This is a genomic window from Bartonella fuyuanensis, assembly GCF_014197255.1.
GTDB classification, from domain to species: domain Bacteria; phylum Pseudomonadota; class Alphaproteobacteria; order Rhizobiales; family Rhizobiaceae; genus Bartonella; species Bartonella fuyuanensis.
Genome location: NZ_JACIFE010000011.1, coordinates 12178 through 30398, shown reverse-complemented (window position 1 = coordinate 30398; position 18221 = coordinate 12178). Strand labels below are relative to the sequence as shown.

The 18221-nt window shown below is 34.9% G+C and carries 8 protein-coding genes; 5 read left to right on the top strand and 3 right to left on the bottom strand.

Going from position 1 to position 18221, the window contains the following annotated elements:
• The 4 genes from GGR08_RS08295 to GGR08_RS05190 all read left to right on the top strand — a co-directional run.
• Nucleotides 1-1191 (top strand): autotransporter outer membrane beta-barrel domain-containing protein (locus GGR08_RS08295; RefSeq protein WP_246350141.1); only part of this gene is annotated, 1191 nt, incomplete at its 5' end.
• Nucleotides 1192-1390: 199 nt separating this feature from the next.
• The gene (locus GGR08_RS05200; protein ID WP_183194315.1) at nucleotides 1391-4045 is read left to right on the top strand and encodes an autotransporter outer membrane beta-barrel domain-containing protein; all 2655 of its coding nucleotides are present in this window, start codon (nucleotides 1391-1393) and stop codon (nucleotides 4043-4045) included.
• Between the two features lie 170 nt (nucleotides 4046-4215).
• A complete protein-coding gene (locus tag GGR08_RS05195) occupies nucleotides 4216-7569 on the top strand; it encodes an autotransporter outer membrane beta-barrel domain-containing protein (RefSeq protein WP_183194314.1) in 3354 nt (1117 codons plus the stop codon).
• A 172-nt stretch (nucleotides 7570-7741) separates the two neighbouring features.
• On the top strand, nucleotides 7742-11056 hold the full coding sequence (locus GGR08_RS05190; RefSeq protein ID WP_183194313.1) for an autotransporter outer membrane beta-barrel domain-containing protein: 3315 nt from the start codon (nucleotides 7742-7744) through the stop codon (nucleotides 11054-11056).
• Between the two features lie 1779 nt (nucleotides 11057-12835).
• Here GGR08_RS05190 and GGR08_RS05185 read toward each other — a convergent pair.
• From GGR08_RS05185 to GGR08_RS05175, 3 genes are read right to left on the bottom strand one after another with little or no spacing between them, the layout of a single operon-like run.
• Nucleotides 12836-13807: a WD40 repeat domain-containing protein gene (locus GGR08_RS05185; protein WP_183194324.1), complete on the bottom strand. Its 972-nt coding sequence runs from the start codon at nucleotides 13805-13807 to the stop codon at nucleotides 12836-12838.
• A 10-nt stretch (nucleotides 13808-13817) separates the two neighbouring features.
• On the bottom strand, nucleotides 13818-14846 hold the full coding sequence (locus GGR08_RS05180; RefSeq protein ID WP_183194312.1) for a CobW family GTP-binding protein: 1029 nt from the start codon (nucleotides 14844-14846) through the stop codon (nucleotides 13818-13820).
• 22 nt (nucleotides 14847-14868) lie between these two features.
• Nucleotides 14869-15612 (bottom strand): creatininase family protein, encoded by a 744-nt coding sequence (locus GGR08_RS05175; protein ID WP_183194311.1) that lies wholly within the window; start codon nucleotides 15610-15612, stop codon nucleotides 14869-14871.
• Nucleotides 15613-17707: 2095 nt separating this feature from the next.
• Between GGR08_RS05175 and GGR08_RS05170 the strand changes: the two genes are divergently transcribed.
• A complete protein-coding gene (locus GGR08_RS05170) occupies nucleotides 17708-18058 on the top strand; it encodes a hypothetical protein (protein WP_183194310.1) in 351 nt (116 codons plus the stop codon).
• The last annotated feature ends 163 nt before the right edge of the window (nucleotides 18059-18221 follow it).

Sequence of the window (18221 nt, the reverse complement as noted above, 5' to 3'; positions counted from 1 at the left end):
CCTGCATCTGTTTCTTCTCCTCCTTCTATTATTGAGTCTTCTACATCTGGTTCTTCTGTTCCTGCATCTGTTTCTTCTCCTCCTTCTATTATTGAGTCTTCTACATCTGGTTCTTCTGTTCCTGCATCTGTTTCTTCTCCTCCTTCTATTATTGAGCCTTCTACATCTGGTTCTTCTGTTCCCGCATCTGTTTTTGAGCTCTCTTCTCATTTTGAGCGAAATGTGAGAGCTGTTGTCCCACAGGTTCTGACTTATATACTTGTGCCAAATACTTTATTTTATGCTGGTTTGATGGATATCAATAGTCAAAACAAGCAATTGCAAACACTGCGAACTTTTTCTAGACAGTTATTGAAAATTAATGAAAATCCTACTTTGTTTTTACGTGGTTATGGTGGACACTATCATTATACTTCAAATTTATCTGCACTTGAATATGGATATGGAGGAGATCTTGATTATAATGCTATAGAGGCTAGTGTTTTACTCAAGAAAATCGAAAGTGCATACAGTACAACAGCCTTTGGGGTTATGGGGAATTATGGCAAGCTTTCTTTGCAGCCTCGAGAGGTTAAACAAAGTCAAAAAAGTATATTTAATAAATGGACAATCACAGCATATGGAAGCATGCAACACGATACGGGACTCTATATGGATGGCCTATTTTCTTATGGTTTGTTTAATGGAAATGTTTTCACACTTGAGAGAGGTAAGACGGCTGCATTGAGAGGTAAGCCCTTGAGTATTTCCTTAACAGCTGGTAAAACATTTATGATAGGCTGTCGGTATTTTATTTTTGAACCACAGGTTCAGTTTGTTTATCAAAATCTTCAGTTTCATAAAACGCGTGATATTGATCATTTTAATATTGATATGCGAAGACCAGATCATTGGGGGGTGCGTATTGGCGGATATTTAACCAAGACACTTACATTTACTAAAGATGCTGATATTCTTTCATTTTATGGTAGGTTTCATTTCATTCGCAATTTTGATGATAAACAATTTGTGCATTTTAAAGATGCTTTCCAGCTTGGTTCTTTTGGTTCTTCTTTAGAAGCTGGATTGGGTGTTTATTCGCAATTATCTCCAAAAATTATTTTTCATAGTGATATGATTTATCAACACAAATTTACGAAGGCTGGTTTTTCTGGAACACATTTTTCTGGTGGATTAAGCTATCATTTTTAATGTGTTTTTTGAATACTTCTTTATGTAAAAATCATAAGTATAAAATGTGATTTTATTGTGTTATTTTTCTGATTTTTAACTTTACATATAATACAAAACGAATTATGTGGATAGCACATTACAATAATAACCTGTTGGAGAGCTAGCTAGGTTTTTTCGGTTTTCGATAAAATGAAATAAAGAGAGTTTAGAATAGATTATGATTAAAGTATTAAAACGCCATATATATTTATGTGCTATTACAACGTCTGTTTTAGTCTTTGTGCATGATATGGATGTGAATGCACAGGAGAAGCCTTCATGTAGTTCTCTTTTAAAGTCCTATTCATGTGATGCTCTGGAGAAGCGTGGTGTTGCGAATAATGCTCTTCAGTTAGGTGCTGTTGAGAGTGATTTTTTGGGTGTTACGAATGTTAAGAAGTTTGAGCAGGTAAATATTAAGGTGGGAGAGAAAGGGAGATTGGGAATTGAGGGGGGGATGGAGTTTAAAAACACAGAGACAATTCCAACAGAGGTTTTTGCACAAGAAAAAATGAAGATTGTTTTGGATAAAGTTTCCATTACAGGAAGTGGTAAGAATACAATCAATGGCAAAGATATAAGTTCTTATAATAATGGCTTTAATCGGGCAGTTTTTGGTGTAAAACAAGGCGGTTCTTTTCTTGTTAAGGATGGTAAAATTAATGTTTCAAATATTTATGGTCTCGTGATGGAGAGCTCAGAGGGCGTTTTCATTCCTGGAGGGGAGAATAGATATGGCCTATTGGATGGTAAATTTTTATATGGTTCATGGGATTGGCGTTATTCTGGTGTTGTTTTTGAGAATTCAGATATTACTCTCAATGGGCGTGGGACTCGTGGGCTTTATTTAAAAGGGGGTCCTTCACAAGAGGAATATATAGAAGGGGAGATGTTGGCTACATTGGGAGAGATTCAGTTCAAGAGGACTAATTTTAAAGTTCCTAATGGTACAGCTATTTATATCGATGATGCTAAAAGGTTTCCTTATATTACCGCGTTAGAGGGATCACGTATCTTTGCTAATCGGTTCTTAGATGTTAAAGTCAACTCGCATGTGGCTGTTGAAGCTGATGCTTCTTTTTTTGTAGGAGGCGCGCACGTTGATAAAAGTTCTTATGCTGAAGTTGAGTTATCTAATAAATCACAATGGACGGTGACGCCAGGAAAAAATAATAAGTGGCATGCTTCATCTGTTTCCTTTGTAAGGGTTATTGATAGTGCCATTTTCTTTAAGAAACCAAGAGATGGTCATTATCAAACACTTCGCATTGGGAAATTAGATGGTGATAGTGGTTTAGATTATGCTTATGTTGCGAAGGATGCACGCCTTCTTATTAATGCATCTCTTGCTATAACAGATGATCAGGTTAGAGGGATCGAAGCTGATAGACTTTTGATTTATGGCGATGTCTATGGAAAAACTAAAGTCTATATTGTGGAAGTTCCAGTCGATTCAGGGAAAAAAGGAAGTCAGAATAAAGATGCACAAGGAAATGGTAAAAGTGTTTCAATTATTCAGGTTTATGGAAAAGCGGCAGAAGATTCTTTTAAACTAGCGGCCGGTTATGTTGTTTTAAGAGGAGCGCCTTATCAATATCTTCTTCGTGCTTATGGGCCAACATCCTCTCTTGGGAAAGCAAAAGATGAAAACAAATTAGCTAAAGGAAAATCGATAAAAAAGAATGGAGATTTTTGGGATTATCGACTTGAAGCTGAGTATGTTCAGCCTCCTTCTCGTCAGGTTTATGCTCAATTGAAAAAAGATAAGCTTCCTCGCCGGGTGGCTCGTTCTTTAAGCGTTCGTGCTCATCCTAAGAATGCTGTTGCTAATCAGGATGCTTCTGTCCTCTATCTTGAAGAGGGTGTTAAAGCTGTTGTTCCACAAGTTCCAACATATTTATTAATGCCTAATGCTTTGTTTCAAATTGGTTTGATGGATATTGGCAATCACAACAAACAGCTGGAGACATTGCGTCTTGCTTCTGAGGCTTTGGAGGAAAATGCTAAAAGCTCTGCAATTTTTGCGCGGGGTTATGGTGGAAGTTATTCTTATCTTTCTGATCTGTCTGCGCTTGAATATGGTTATGGCGGAAATTTGAATTATAACGCTATAGAGGCAGGTGTTTCGCTCAATATGATTGAGAAACCATATCATACCTTGAGCTTTGGAATGATAGGGAACTATGGAAAAGCTTCTCTGCAACCTCAGGATGTTAAAGAAAGTAAAAAAAGTGCATTTGATAAATGGTCTATAACGGCATATGGCAGTATGCAGCATGATACAGGCTTTTATATAGATGGTCTTTTTTCCTATGGTTTATTTAAAGGAGATGTTCTGACGCAGGCAAGAGGTAAAACAGCAACATTGAAGGGAACACCTTTAAGTGTTTCATTGATCGCGGGTAAATCATTTATGGCAGGACAGAAGGGGGTTATGTTTGATCCGCAGGTTCAGGTTGTTTATCAAAATTTGCGGTTTGATAAGACGTCTGATATCGATGGATTTAATATTGAAATGGGAAAACTTGATCAGTGGTTGATGCGTGTTGGTGGGTCTTTAAGCAAGACTCTTGCTGTTTCTGAAGAAGGACATGTTGTTTCTTTCAGTGGAAAACTTCATCTTACCAATAGTTTTGGAGGAAAACAACGTGTGCAGTTTGGAGATGAATTCAAATTAGGGGCTTTTGGTTCTTCTTTAGAAGCAGGGGTGGGTTTTAATGCTCAGTTGTCTTCAAATTTTGCATTGCATGGAGATGTAACTTATCAGCATCGTCTCAGGAAAGCTGGTTTTTCAGGGATGATTTTTTCAGGTGGTTTACGCTACCGTTTTTAGGTGTACTTAAAATATAGAGTAATTTTTACATAAGTATTAGAGCGTTTTATGAAGTGTAAAGCAATCGTTTAGTTCTTATGCTTCCCTCTGCTTATATGTTTAAATTAACATTATTTCAAGTTTCATTTCTTCTTAAATCAAAGCGGGGGAGAAGGGGTTGTAAGCGAGCCATGATTAATGTGTCTGAAAATTATAGATTTATTTTTATAATTCCTTTCTCTTTTTTTTCTCTTGTGAGTATGAATGCGGGTTTTTATGCTTTTGCAGCTCCCTGTGATACAACAGGGACCTTTTATACATGCAATGATGGTAAAAAACACACGATTAAAAATAAAACTTATAATTTAAAAAGTTTGCAAGAACAGGCTCCTGGTTCTGCTCCTAACCCTGATTCTGCTCCGATAAAAGCTATATATGTAGAAAAAGTAGGTACAGTTGTTAATGCATCTCAGATAACCGTTACAGGTGATTCCTCAAGTCAAATATTCACATATGGTGCATATGTAAAATATGGCGCACGGCTTAATTTGAAAGATTCAAATTTTAAGAATGTACGCGCTCTTTATGCTGAAAATGCAGTTATTGGCATGACAGATGGGTCTATTACAGAAACTTCTCATGCGATTTACGCAGTGGGTGCAAAAACGGATATTCCTTTGGTACGTGTAAAGATCGAAATCGAGCCAGATAACTTACAAGATATCGGCTTTGTGAGTAGACTTGGTGCAAAGATTAGGATGTCAGGCGGTGATGTCACCTTTAATGGAAAAGGCACATTTTCATCACTTTATGGGGGAGGGTATGCTTTCGATAGTACTGTCATTAAGGGAAAAGGAAAACAAAAAACTGTTATTGTCGATGAGGAAAGTGTCGGTAAATTACCAGAAGTTTTTGATGCATCTCAAGGTAGTAATATTCAATTGAATAATAGTTCTATTGAAATTAGTGATATGCATGGTTTTTTGGTGAACAATTCTTCGGTTGATGTGAATGATAAAGGCAAGCTGTTATGGCAAGCATTTAGTTCATCTGATGAGTTTAAGAAGACGAATATTAATATTAAAAAAACTAATATTTCTGTGCAAGGTAAAGGGACATATGGGCTGTATTTTTATGGATTAGAACCAGACGAATGGTTTAGGGTATCTGTTTCAGCTAATGAGAAATTATTAAAAGACAAAAATGTCATTAGAGGGAAGGCATCTGTTCAGTTATCACAGACAAATTTTACAGTTCCAGAAGGTATTGCTGTTTATAATACTGGGGATGATGGTTTTGGGGCTAAAGCTACTTTGGAGTTATTGGAAGATACAAAAATCTCTGGTGACTTATTACTAAAAGCTGAGAATAATTCTTCTCTTCTTGTTAAAGCCTATTCTTCGACTCTTACAGGAGGAATACGCACTGAGGATACGGCACGTATTGCTTTACAGTTAAGAAATAGTTCAACATGGTATCTTACCAAGAGTCAATATCAAGGTTTACAAGAAGCTACGGTTTCATCACTTTCTACTTTGAGTCTTTTTGATAGTACGCTTGTTTTTGAAAAATATGTTTCTCAAGATTATCAAACATTACATATTGGAAACAGAATATACAATAGAGCAGATAGTCAGGCGTTAGATGATATTGATAAGACAGCGGGGATGGATGACGTGGGCAATAAAGTCTACAGTGCGGGAGGTAATTCTCGGATTAAGATGAGCACATTTATGAATAATGATGGTTCATTTGATCCTAAAAAGACTGATCGCATTTTGATCTATGGTGATGTTGCTGGAACCACTCTCATTGAGCTGGAAAAATTTCAAAAAACTTCAGATGAAAAGGTGATTGATGAAAGTCATCAAAGTGTTTCGATTATTCAGGTTTTTGGAGAAGCAAAGGAAAATACTTTTAAACTTTTGAGTGATTATGTTGCGGTTAATGGATTTCCTTATCGATATCATCTTCGTGCTTATGGCCCAGCTTCTTCTTTTGGAAAAGCTGATCCAAAGAATAGATTAGTTGCGGGGGAAGGAAATTTTTGGGATTTTCGTCTTGAAAGTGTTTACATTGATCCTGAGATAGGAGGTTCTTCTCAATCTGTTTCTGTTCTGTCTATTAAGCCCACGTCTACAATTTTACCACCTAAACCTGAAGCAGAAACTATGCCTTCTGAACAATTATCAGAGACTATTTCGCCTGAACAACCTCCTTCTGTTGAGCCTTCGCTTATACCATCTATATCTTCTGTATCGGAAGTTTCTGAGCCATCTGAAACATTTATTCCTACGGATTCTTCATTCACTCCTTCTACATCTGTTCCGCTTGTGCCTACCTCTGTTCCAACTGCAGCAGAGAATTCTTCTGCTGTGAAACCTATGCCAGCATCATTTGTTTCAATTGAAACTTCTACTGATGAGGTTTTGCCATCTGATCCATCTGCTTCTTCATCTGCGGATTCAGTTTCTGTCCCTTCTACAGTTGTTGAGCTACAACCTTCTACATCCTCTGGTTCTTTGGATACTTCTGCTAATTTTCTTGTATCGCTTGATGTTCAGCCTGAACAAAAAATTAGAGCTGTTGTTCCACAGGTTCCGACTTATCTCCTTTTAACAAATACCTTATTTCATGCTGGTTTAATGGATATGACTGCGCAAAATAAGACGTTGATGACAATGCGGAATGCTTTTCATTCTTCTTGGAAAGATAATGAACAGACAGCCTTTTTTTTGCATGCTTATGGTGGGAGTCATCATTATACTTCCAATTTATCTTCTTTTGAATATGGTTATGGCGCTGAGCTTGATTATACTGCATTCGAAGTCGGTATTTTGTTAAATGAGATTGAGAATTCGCAGAATCGTACATTCTTTGGGGTTTTGGGGAACTATGGAAATCTTTCTCTATACCCTCAGAATGTTGAACAAAGCAAAGAAAGTGCCTTCGATAAATGGTCTGTTGCTGCCTATGGAAGTCTGCAACATGATGCGGGTTTTTATATAGATGGGGTGTTATCGTATAGTCTTTTAAAAGGAGATGTTTTGACCCTTGCACGGGGCAAAGTTGTCGCATTAAAGGGGAAGCAGTTTAGTGGTTCTTTAACAAGTGGAAGAACGTTTGCAATAGGCTATAAAGATATTGTTTTTGATCCGCAGGTTCAGGTTGTTTATCAGCATCTTCAGTTTAATCCAGCACGTGACATTGATGATCTTGAGGTTAATTTGGGAAAATTTCATCAATGGGTGGGACGTGTTGGTGGGCGTTTAAGCAAAATGCTTAATGTTTCTGAAGGGGGGCGTGTCGTCTCTTTTTATAGCAAGCTTTCTTATTTGCATAGTTTTGAAGATAAGCAATTCGTTTCTTTTAAAAAAGATTTCCAATTAGGTGCTTTTGGTTCTTCTTTGGAAGCAGGGCTTGGATTTAATGCGCGTCTTTCTTCAAAACTTTCCCTTTATGGAGATATGACTTATCAGCATAAACTTAAAAAAGTTGGTTTTTCTGGAACCAGTTTCTCTATTAGATTGCATTATCATTTTTAGCTATACATAAAATATATAGTAATTTGTATATAAGTATATATCGTGTTATATTAAGTGTTAAATTAGCTATTTAGTTTTATATTTGTTGTGTTTTAAGAATTTTATTAGTTTAAATATAGCTTATTCTTAATTCGATGAATATAAAGTAGGGGAATAGGAGGTGGGAAGGGTTATGGTTTATGTATTTCGCGAATATATATTTTTATGTAACTTTACAATAGCTATTCTTTATTTTTTGCAGGTTATTTATGTTAGTGCTGCGGGATCTTCAAATGATCCAAAAGGGGCGTTCTATAAATACGATGATGGCAAAACACATTTGCTTGCAGATAAAATCTTTTACTTAAGAAGTTCTCAGGAGTCATCTGCTCATATGGCGCCTATTGCAGCTATATATGTGGAAGAAGCAGGAACTATTGTGAATGCGTCTCAGATAACAGTTTATGGCGATGATCCAAGTAAAATATTTGCGTATGGGGCATATGTAAGAAATGGTGGAAAGCTTAATTTAATCGCTTCAGATTTTAAGGATGTACCTGCTCTTCGTGCTCAAAATGCAGTTATTAGCATGACAGTTGGGGAAATTAAGGGGACTTCACATGCTATTTATGCATGGGGGAGAGAAACCGATATTGCTTTAGTGAGTGTCAATATCGATATTGAGCCAGATAATTTGAATGTAAAAGGAATGGGTATTATTAGTGGTTTTGAGGCAATGGTTAGAATGTCAGACGGTACCGTTAATTTTAACCAGATTGGCTCATTTTCAACTTTGTTTGGGGGACACTATCTTCTTGATACTATGGGTATTACAGGGCAAGGAAGGAGGGAAGAGACTATAACAGATGGTAGTGGAGATATGGGAGAATTGCCGGAGGTCTTTGAGGTTTTTCAAGGTGGTGATGTTCATTTGAAAAACAATTTTATTCAGCTTAATCATATGCATGCATTCTTGATTAAAAACTTTTCAGGTTATGTAGACGATAATGGCAAGTTAATTCAAAAATATATTTCACCAGGTGGATTTAAGAATACAAGTATTAAGATAGAAAATAACAATATTTCTGTGAAAGGGGAGGGAGCATATGGTTTATATTTTAATGTTTTAGCTCCAGAAGAGGTGGCTAAAATGTTGAAGCAACGAGATGGTGAAAAAAAATTAGAAACTGAAACAATTCTTACGGGGAAAGCATTTGTTTATTTATCACAGACAAATATGACAGTCCCAGACGGTATTGCGATTTATGCGAAGGGGAATAAAGACTATGAGGTTAAAGGAATTCTTGAATTATCAGATGCAACAAAGATTTCTGGTGATTTGTTGCTAAAAGCTGAAAATAACTCTTCTCTATTAGTGAAGGCAAATACCTCTTCTCTTATAGGTGGGACGCGGCTTGGGGATCGATCGGTTATAGATTTAGAATTAATACGTGATTCAACATGGTATCTTACCAAAAGTAAATACAACGGTTTACGGGAATCTGTTTCATCACTTTCATCGCTAAGCCTTTCCAATAGTACATTGATCTTTGATGATGAAGATATATCAAATGGTTATCAAACGTTGTACATTGGAGAAAAAATAGATGCGAATGCAACGGGCAAAATTCTAGCATCAACATATAAAAAAGTATATCGTGCTGAGGGAAATTCTCAGATTAAGTTGAGTACATTTTTGAATGATGATGGTTCATTTGATCCTAAAAAGACTGATCGCATTTTGATCTATGGTGATGTTGCTGGAACCACTCTCATTTATGTGCAAAATTTTCTAAAAGCTTCAAGCAAAGAGGTATACGGTGGAAAAGATCAGACCATTTCGCTCATTCAAGTTTCTGGCACAGCACAAGAAGATTCTTTTAAGTTAGCTGCTGATTATACTACGGTTAATGGATTTCCTTATCGATATCATCTTCGTGCTTATGGCCCAGCTTCTTCTTTTGGAAAAGCTGATCCAAAGAATAGATTAGTTGCGGGGGAAGGAAATTTTTGGGATTTTCGTCTTGAAAGTGTTTACATTGATCCTGAGATAGGAGGTTCTTCTCAATCTGTTTCTGTTCTGTCTATTAAGCCCACGTCTACAATTTTACCACCTAAACCTGAAGCAGAAACTATGCCTTCTGAACAATTATCAGAGACTATTTCGCCTGAACAACCTCCTTCTGTTGAGCCTTCGCTTATACCATCTATATCTTCTGTATCGGAAGTTTCTGAGCCATCTGAAACATTTATTCCTACGGATTCTTCATTCACTCCTTCTACATCTGTTCCGCTTGTGCCTACCTCTGTTCCAACTGCAGCAGAGAATTCTTCTGCTGTGAAACCTATGCCAGCATCATTTGTTTCAATTGAAACTTCTACTGATGAGGTTTTGCCATCTGATCCATCTGCTTCTTCATCTGCGGATTCAGTTTCTGTCCCTTCTACAGTTGTTGAGCTACAACCTTCTACATCCTCTGGTTCTTTGGATACTTCTGCTAATTTTCTTGTATCGCTTGATGTTCAGCCTGAACAAAAAATTAGAGCTGTTGTTCCACAGGTTCCGACTTATCTCCTTTTAACAAATACCTTATTTCATGCTGGTTTAATGGATATGACTGCGCAAAATAAGACGTTGATGACAATGCGGAATGCTTTTCATTCTTCTTGGAAAGATAATGAACAGACAGCCTTTTTTTTGCATGCTTATGGTGGGAGTCATCATTATACTTCCAATTTATCTTCTTTTGAATATGGTTATGGCGCTGAGCTTGATTATACTGCATTCGAAGTCGGTATTTTGTTAAATGAGATTGAGAATTCGCAGAATCGTACATTCTTTGGGGTTTTGGGGAACTATGGAAATCTTTCTCTATACCCTCAGAATGTTGAACAAAGCAAAGAAAGTGCCTTCGATAAATGGTCTGTTGCTGCCTATGGAAGTCTGCAACATGATGCGGGTTTTTATATAGATGGGGTGTTATCGTATAGTCTTTTAAAAGGAGATGTTTTGACCCTTGCACGGGGCAAAGTTGTCGCATTAAAGGGGAAGCAGTTTAGTGGTTCTTTAACAAGTGGAAGAACGTTTGCAATAGGCTATAAAGATATTGTTTTTGATCCGCAGGTTCAGGTTGTTTATCAGCATCTTCAGTTTAATCCAGCACGTGACATTGATGATCTTGAGGTTAATTTGGGAAAATTTCATCAATGGGTGGGACGTGTTGGTGGGCGTTTAAGCAAAATGCTTAATGTTTCTGAAGGGGGGCGTGTCGTCTCTTTTTATAGCAAGCTTTCTTATTTGCATAGTTTTGAAGATAAGCAATTCGTTTCTTTTAAAAAAGATTTCCAATTAGGTGCTTTTGGTTCTTCTTTGGAAGCAGGGCTTGGATTTAATGCGCGTCTTTCTTCAAAACTTTCCCTTTATGGAGATATGACTTATCAGCATAAACTTAAAAAAGTTGGTTTTTCTGGAACCAGTTTCTCTATTAGATTGCACCACTTTTTTTGAAGAAGCGCAGCATGTATTTTTGTATGAAAGACAGAAGATTTAGTATATTAAAATTTCTTTTGCTTCATCAATATGGTTATTTTTGTTCGTTTCTTCATTATTTTTGTAGATCACAAATTTAAATCTTATGATCTTTATGTATTATTTTGAACTTTATTTCAGTTAATAATCTAACTTTATAAAAAATATAAACTGTGCTCACTTTTATATGAGCAAATATGTGAATTAATTTGTGTTCTTTTTAGGATGTTTACTTGAGTTTTTTGGATAAATACTTTTTTGAGAAGATGCACGAGGATTTTTAAGTCAAATCATAATAAAAAGTAAAATATATTTTATCGTGTTTTTACGGTTGTTTTTTTGTTTTGCGAATGATAGACGCTGAGAGCAATTTTAATAAAGGATAGATTATTATTTTCATTGTTGTAATAGGCGAATATCATCCTTCTATTTTTCAGTTGTTAATACTGCGTAGATTTTAGCATTCGAGTGGATTCATAAAGTTCTTTTTTCAATAATTTTTCTTTATATGCCAGCTAAATTTATGATGGGAAAGAGATTAATTGATTAAATATAAACAGATTTAAAATGAATTTATAATATCCAGTTTTTTATTCAATGTATGAAGGGTGAATGAGCATTTTAACTTGTTGATGAAATTTTTCTAAATCAATATCAAGGTGAGGAATATCACAGGCTTTATTAAACTAAAGATACTAAGAAACTGAATCTGCGGATCAAAAATAATATCTTTATAGCCTATTGCAAACGTTTTTCCACTTGTTAAAGAACCACTAAACTGTTTATCTTTTAACGCCGCAGCTGGGCTTCGTGCAAAAGTCAAAACATTTCCCTTTAAAAGATTATACGATAATATTTCATCTATATAAAAAACCGTATTATGCTGCAGATTTCTATAGGTAGAACAGACCATTTATCAAAGGCGCTTTTTTGCTTCGTTCAACATTCTGAGGATCTAGAGAAAGATTTCCGGAATTATTCACAAACTGAAAGAATGTGTTGAGTGATAGAGAAGATTTCCCAAAAGTATTAAGATAAAAAAAGAGTTTATAATCGGAAAACTTGATAAAGTAAGTGCTGATATTTGATGAGAATAATGTGTGATGTGTTTTCAAAGGTATTTTCAAAAAGTTTTTTATGTATTTTTTGGGGATTTTTTTAACATGAAGTATTTTTAAACTTTGCTATGGTTTTGTTGTACGATGAAAATACCGTCGTTTAGGGTAGTGATAGAGATTCATAAAATGATTGTGAGAATGGAACCTGGCTAGGCCAAAAACAGAATTATAGGGTGTTGCTAGGAAGGAAACTTTGTTCTTTAGGAAAGGAAATCAAAAAAAAATTATTTAGGAAAAAAAGTGTTGAGTTCTATTTTTCTAATCATAGGAATAAGTAGTTTTTTCATGAAGATATAAGTTATTTTTCGCTGAATTTTTAAGAAAAATATTTTTATGGAAGTAGATATCTCACAGAATTATTTATAAAGGTAAGGTTTTTGGTTTTAGGGATGGTGTTTTTATTCTTGTATGGGAGTAGCAAGATTAAACGATCAAAAATATGTTTAAGACATTTTCTCATTTGAAGGGGGAGGACAGGAAAAAGAAAGATTTAATGATTATGAAGAGTTTAGGAGATTTTGGAGGAATTAAGAGAAGTGGGATTTCTGAGAGCCCTAGAGATGCAAGGGAGAAACTAAGATTTCTGGAAAATTATAGAGGCATTTTTTATCAGTGGTGGTTGTGTTTGTAAGTGTTTGGCCTAATTAGTGATATTGATTATACCACATTCACCGGTTTCGCTGCCAAAGGCAAGGTTGTGTCCTGTTTGATCCCAGTTAAGTGCTGAGATAGCACTTTTCCCACAACTTTTTAGAATGACTTCTTTTCCATCATGAAAATTTGCTGCTAAAATCATTCCATCATTGAATCCTATTGCAACAATTTCTTCACTTGGATGACATGAAACCCTGCTAACAAGTGCGTTTGCACGTGTGCCTAGTTCGAGTGGTGTTTTTCCCTTGGGCCCATCTTTTGTGTGAAAGGGCCAAACAATTGCAGCCGAAGCACCTGATGTTGCTAGCCATTTTCCTTTTGTGCTCCAAGACCAGCTTTTAACTTTGCTTGGGTAGCCACTCATCCGTAAATGTTGATGATCGGTAAGACGCCAGCCGTGTAAGGCATTTTCTTGCATTGTAGAAATGACATAGCGATTATCTGGTGAAAATGTGACTCCACAATGTGCTCCTTTCCAGAGCAAGGTGATGGGAGGTGTTTGTGTTGAGAGCCAGTGAAGGGTAATTCCATTGTAATGGGCAACGGCAAGCCGTAAACCTTTAGGGGCAAAAGCAAGACCTTCCACACTGTGTTCATGAAGTAGCTCTTGCTGTTCTTTTCCAACATTTGCAAATGCGAGACGTGAGCAGGAAAAGGCAAAAGCTTTTTGTGGTCCAAAAGCAACGTTATTTATCCATTTGCGTTCTTTTTTGCTTAATACCTCTGTATGACCCATTGCGGTTGTGTGACAGATTTTTCCATCTTCTCCACCTGTAATGAGTGCGGTATTTCCAGAGGGAAAATGGCTTGAAATTATTCCTTGATGAACTTCAAAGATTTTTGGAGTTGGATTTAAAAAAACAATGAAACCTTCTACGGAAACAAAGACTGGTTTATTGCCTATAAAACCGCAGGAAAGGCAGTAGCTTTGGAGATCATAATGGGTAATATTGGGTATTGTCATTCATTTATGCGCAATTTTCAAAACCAGTTTTTAACTTTTCGACATCAAGAGAGCGTCCGATAAAAACAAGACGGCTTTCGCGTTTCTCATCTTCACGCCATGGGCGTTGATGTTGTCCCTCAAGAAGCATATGTATACCTTGAATAACGTAACGATCATTATCTGCGTGAAAGGCGATAATGCCTTTGAGACGCAAGATATTAGGTCCCTGTTGCTGCGTAACCTGCTGAATCCAAGGGAAAAATTTTTCTGGTTGTAGAGAACCTGTTTTTAAACTTATCGAAGTGATGGTAAGATCATGAATGGTGGATGTGTGATGATGATCATGATGGCAATTAGGACTACACACATGGTCGGTATGTTGGTCTGTAGGTTGGTGATCAAGAAAATGAGGCTCATGATCAAGAATTTGTTGAAGATCAAAAAAACCACGATTGAGAAGTTTTTCAAGAGGGATATTGGTACACTTTGTTTCATAAAGAATGGCTCGAGGGTTAATGGCAAGAACGAGTGATCGAACATGGGCTTGCTCTTGTGCATTGACAAGATCAATCTTATTTAAAAGGATGATATCCGAGAAGGCAATTTGATCTTCAGCTTCACGACTTTTTTTCAGTTGAGATGGCAAATGTTTTGCATCAACGACCGCTATAATACTGTCGAGAGTTGTTTTTTCATGAATAGTATCATCCAAGAAAAAAGTTTGGGCTACAGGAACGGGGTCAGCAAGCCCTGTTGTTTCTATAATGATCGCATCAAACCGATGAGAACGTTGCATAAGACTTTCCAGAATGCGAATAAGATCGCCACGCACGGTGCAGCAAATACAGCCATTATTCATTTCATAAATTTCTTCGTCTGATTCAATAATCAGATCATTATCAATACTGATTTCACCGAATTCATTGACAATGACGGCATAACGTTTGCCATGATTTTCACTGAGAATGCGGTTGAGAAGCGTGGTTTTCCCTGCACCGAGATAGCCTGTAAGAACTGTAACAGGCAGTTTGTTGGGGGGTGTCTTTTCCATCGGAAGAACCTTTTATTGTTTTTTATTGCCATGTGTTTATGTTAAATCGGTTGATATCATCAAGTAAATCACAAAGTCCGGAAAGAACATGAGAAAAGATTGCTTCACCAGCTTGTGGGGTTGCTTTGCTTGCATTTCCCGCTGCGCCTTGCGGGTTTAGATCACGCATTGTCCAGCCAAAAGCATGAGAACCATAAGCACGTAAATATCGATAATTGGCAATCATATCCGCTTGTTTATTATGAAAATTTATTGCCTTTTTCATATGGACTTTTTCTGGTGCTAAATAGAGCATGAGAGAGGTTTCGATAAAACCTCCATGGATATCAAGATGCTGTTGAGAAGGAGCTATGAGACCTTCTGGTAGACCAAAACGGCTCCAGCTTGTTGCTACAGCGAGCATGGAAAAGCGTTTCCGTAGTTCAGTGATGACAATGTTCATTAAAGGTGAATTGCCTCCATGAGCATTGAGAAGAAGAAAACGATTGATCCCTTTATGATAGCAGTTTTCACCGATCTTTATCCATCGCTTAATCGCATCAGAAAAAGTAAGGGTTTGTGTACCTGTAACATCCATATGTTCGACGGAATAGCCAATCTTTTCAACCGGTAAAAGTGCGATATGAAATTGCGCTTTTGTTTGTAAAGTGAGGGCTTTTGCAAAAGCTTCAGCAATAATCCAGTCGGTTTCAAAGGGGAGGTGCTCACCGTGATATTCGTGGGCACCCAAAGGTAAAAGAGCGAGAAAAGGCGTATTAGATACCATAAATTATTGCCCAAAAGAGAAGTCACAGAAACAAAGTGATTAAAGATGTTAGAGTCACTATTTAATCTATCTGTAAAAGAAACGCAAATAGTCGTATTTTCAGGGTACATACGGATGCTATAAATACATTATGTGAGAGTTTTGTTAAAAATAGTAGAGCTTTTATTGAGAAAAGCCAACTCAATTTTTTATATAACTATGATGCGACTATTCTAAAGATAAATCGCTTTTATAAAATTTTCTGATCCGGATTCTTGTTTTTGACAAGTAAATATTCATGAAAATTAAACACTTCATATTTATGGAATGAAAAATAATTTTTTATAGCACTCTTAAAAATACAATTTCAGTTAAAGCAGTATAGTCTTCTTTTTGATATGGAGGGAAAATAAGAAAGGTATTTTGGGGTACAAATGCTATGATAGAGTAAATTTTTGTTTTGATAAGAATTCATAAATTCTTAATTCAATTATACGGATACATATTATACAAGAGTATAAATTGTTTGTTGATTCTTTTTAATTTGGAAAGTGTATCAATGGATTTTAGTGTTCATGAGAAAAATGAATATAATGAGAAGAATTAATTTGAGATGAAGTTATATAGTTGTGTTGCACATTGATACTGTTTGTTGAAGAAACCTGTCTCAGGATATTCTAAACCTATTTTGTTTTACGACGCTACTTGTAAATGATATGAGGGAAAATCCATTGTACACTACCATCTTTACACTTTTGAAATAAAAAGTGGGAATCACCGTACACTTTACTAGTTCTCAATGTTATGCAACAGAACTTGGTTCTTAAAATGCTTCATAAGCGATATTTTTATTTCTTTCTTCAGATGTTTTTAGCTATTCATCAATCTCGTTTGTGATATGCAAGTAAATGGTTTTGATTATTTCAATATAAACATAGCTAACATTTAAGAGAATTTTATAATATTCAGATCTTACATTCATCATGTAAAAAAATTATTACTATAAATCAGTATATTGCCATTAATATGATCGATTGATGAATTTATTGTTTAAGATTTGTTTTTATGGCGTTGTTTTTTCAATGTGTTTACTTAAGATGGTACTTTAAAAACGCAGTTTTTTAGTGGATTTATCTATCGCTTTTCTTTTAAATATGTGACTAATTCTTTTTTTGTTTGGTTTTAAGTAGTTTTTGGGTGCTTTAGTATTGCGTAAGAATGTTTTTATAAACCTAATAGGTTTCTCTATTTTGTGGATGTGTTATGAGATAAGAGGGGTGAATTACCTTTTTGAACATGCTATAGGATGTTTTTTCTTTATAGATTAGTAAAAGTTGAGTATTTTTTAGAATGTCTTATCTGTCTAAAATATAGGTTTTGATGGGCTCTTTTACAATTTATAGCTGTTTTGTAGAATAGTCGGACTCCATTTAAAATCTTATTTATAGATATATTTTTTTGTTAGATAAATATTTTTCTTGCTAGCGATTTTATTTCTAAATATTCTTTATAAATAATATAATGAAAGGTCAACGAAAAATTATTATATTTTTATGTTTATAAAATTAATAAACAAGACTTATATTTATAGAGATATTTGTAAAGGTTTTATGTGTTTATTTTTCAATTTATTTCAAATCAAATAATTTATAAAAACTCTATATTATTTTTCAAATATGTTTGTTTTATTTTTAATATTTATTGTGATAGGAAGTTTGAAAACAGTTTATTGTTTTGAATTAGCACGATATAAATGAAAAATATTACGATATTTATATCCTATTAATTTAATATTATCAATGTAAGTCATATTATAAAATAAAGAAATTATTTTTTATATTAATAAATTCTCTAATTTTTTTGATGATGATGCTTAAATAGAATCTATGTATAAATTTTACTTTTTCTATTTTGTAGTAATTTTATTTTAAAAATTTAAATTTTATCTTTACATGTAATACATAATGTATTATTTAAATAATAAAATTTCATATAATATATCATAATGTATTATTTTTATTTATCTAAATGATTAAATGTAATCTAAACTTTGGTTTTTATATATGTGAATATTCTTTTACTTTTTCAGTGAAGAAAAAGAGGAGCAAATAAAGCTATGTTTAAAATATTTAAAAATCGCGTTGGGTCATTTGTTTTTACAGTATTTATTCTTTTTTTTATACAAACTGTGGAAGGAAATGCGAGTTTTGTAAAAAATCGATTTCAAGAGTGGGAAACTGCTTCTACATTAGAAAAAAGTGTAATTATTGAAGTAGGCGATAGGGCTGTTATCCATGACCTTGAAGAAAAAAAGGGATTTGCTTTGAGGAAAGTTGAAAAAGTTGCGATGTTTTCAGCCTCAGCCTTTTGGGGTGGGATAGGTATTGTATCACTTCTTTCAGCTTTATGTGTTGGGGATATATTCAGTGCTGTTGTATCTCTTTTAGGATTATTCTATACTCTCTAGGAGAAGAATCATCAATGCAGTAGATGTATTTTTGCTCGCTTCATTATTAAGGAATCAATATTTGTAATCATTTATGCTGTATTGGATAGAAAAAATACTATTGTTAATACTCAATGTATCTTTGATTAGGATTATTAAAGTTCAAAATCTGAAAATTGATGTT

Coding starts and splice junctions, on each gene's coding strand:
- GGR08_RS05180 (WP_183194312.1), bottom strand. CDS start 14,846: ATGGAAAAGACACCCCCCAACAAACTGCCTGTTACAGTTCTTACAGGC.
- GGR08_RS05190 (WP_183194313.1), top strand. CDS start 7,742: ATGGTTTATGTATTTCGCGAATATATATTTTTATGTAACTTTACAATA.
- GGR08_RS05200 (WP_183194315.1), top strand. CDS start 1,391: ATGATTAAAGTATTAAAACGCCATATATATTTATGTGCTATTACAACG.
- GGR08_RS05195 (WP_183194314.1), top strand. CDS start 4,216: ATGATTAATGTGTCTGAAAATTATAGATTTATTTTTATAATTCCTTTC.
- GGR08_RS05170 (WP_183194310.1), top strand. CDS start 17,708: ATGTTTAAAATATTTAAAAATCGCGTTGGGTCATTTGTTTTTACAGTA.
- GGR08_RS05175 (WP_183194311.1), bottom strand. CDS start 15,612: ATGGTATCTAATACGCCTTTTCTCGCTCTTTTACCTTTGGGTGCCCAC.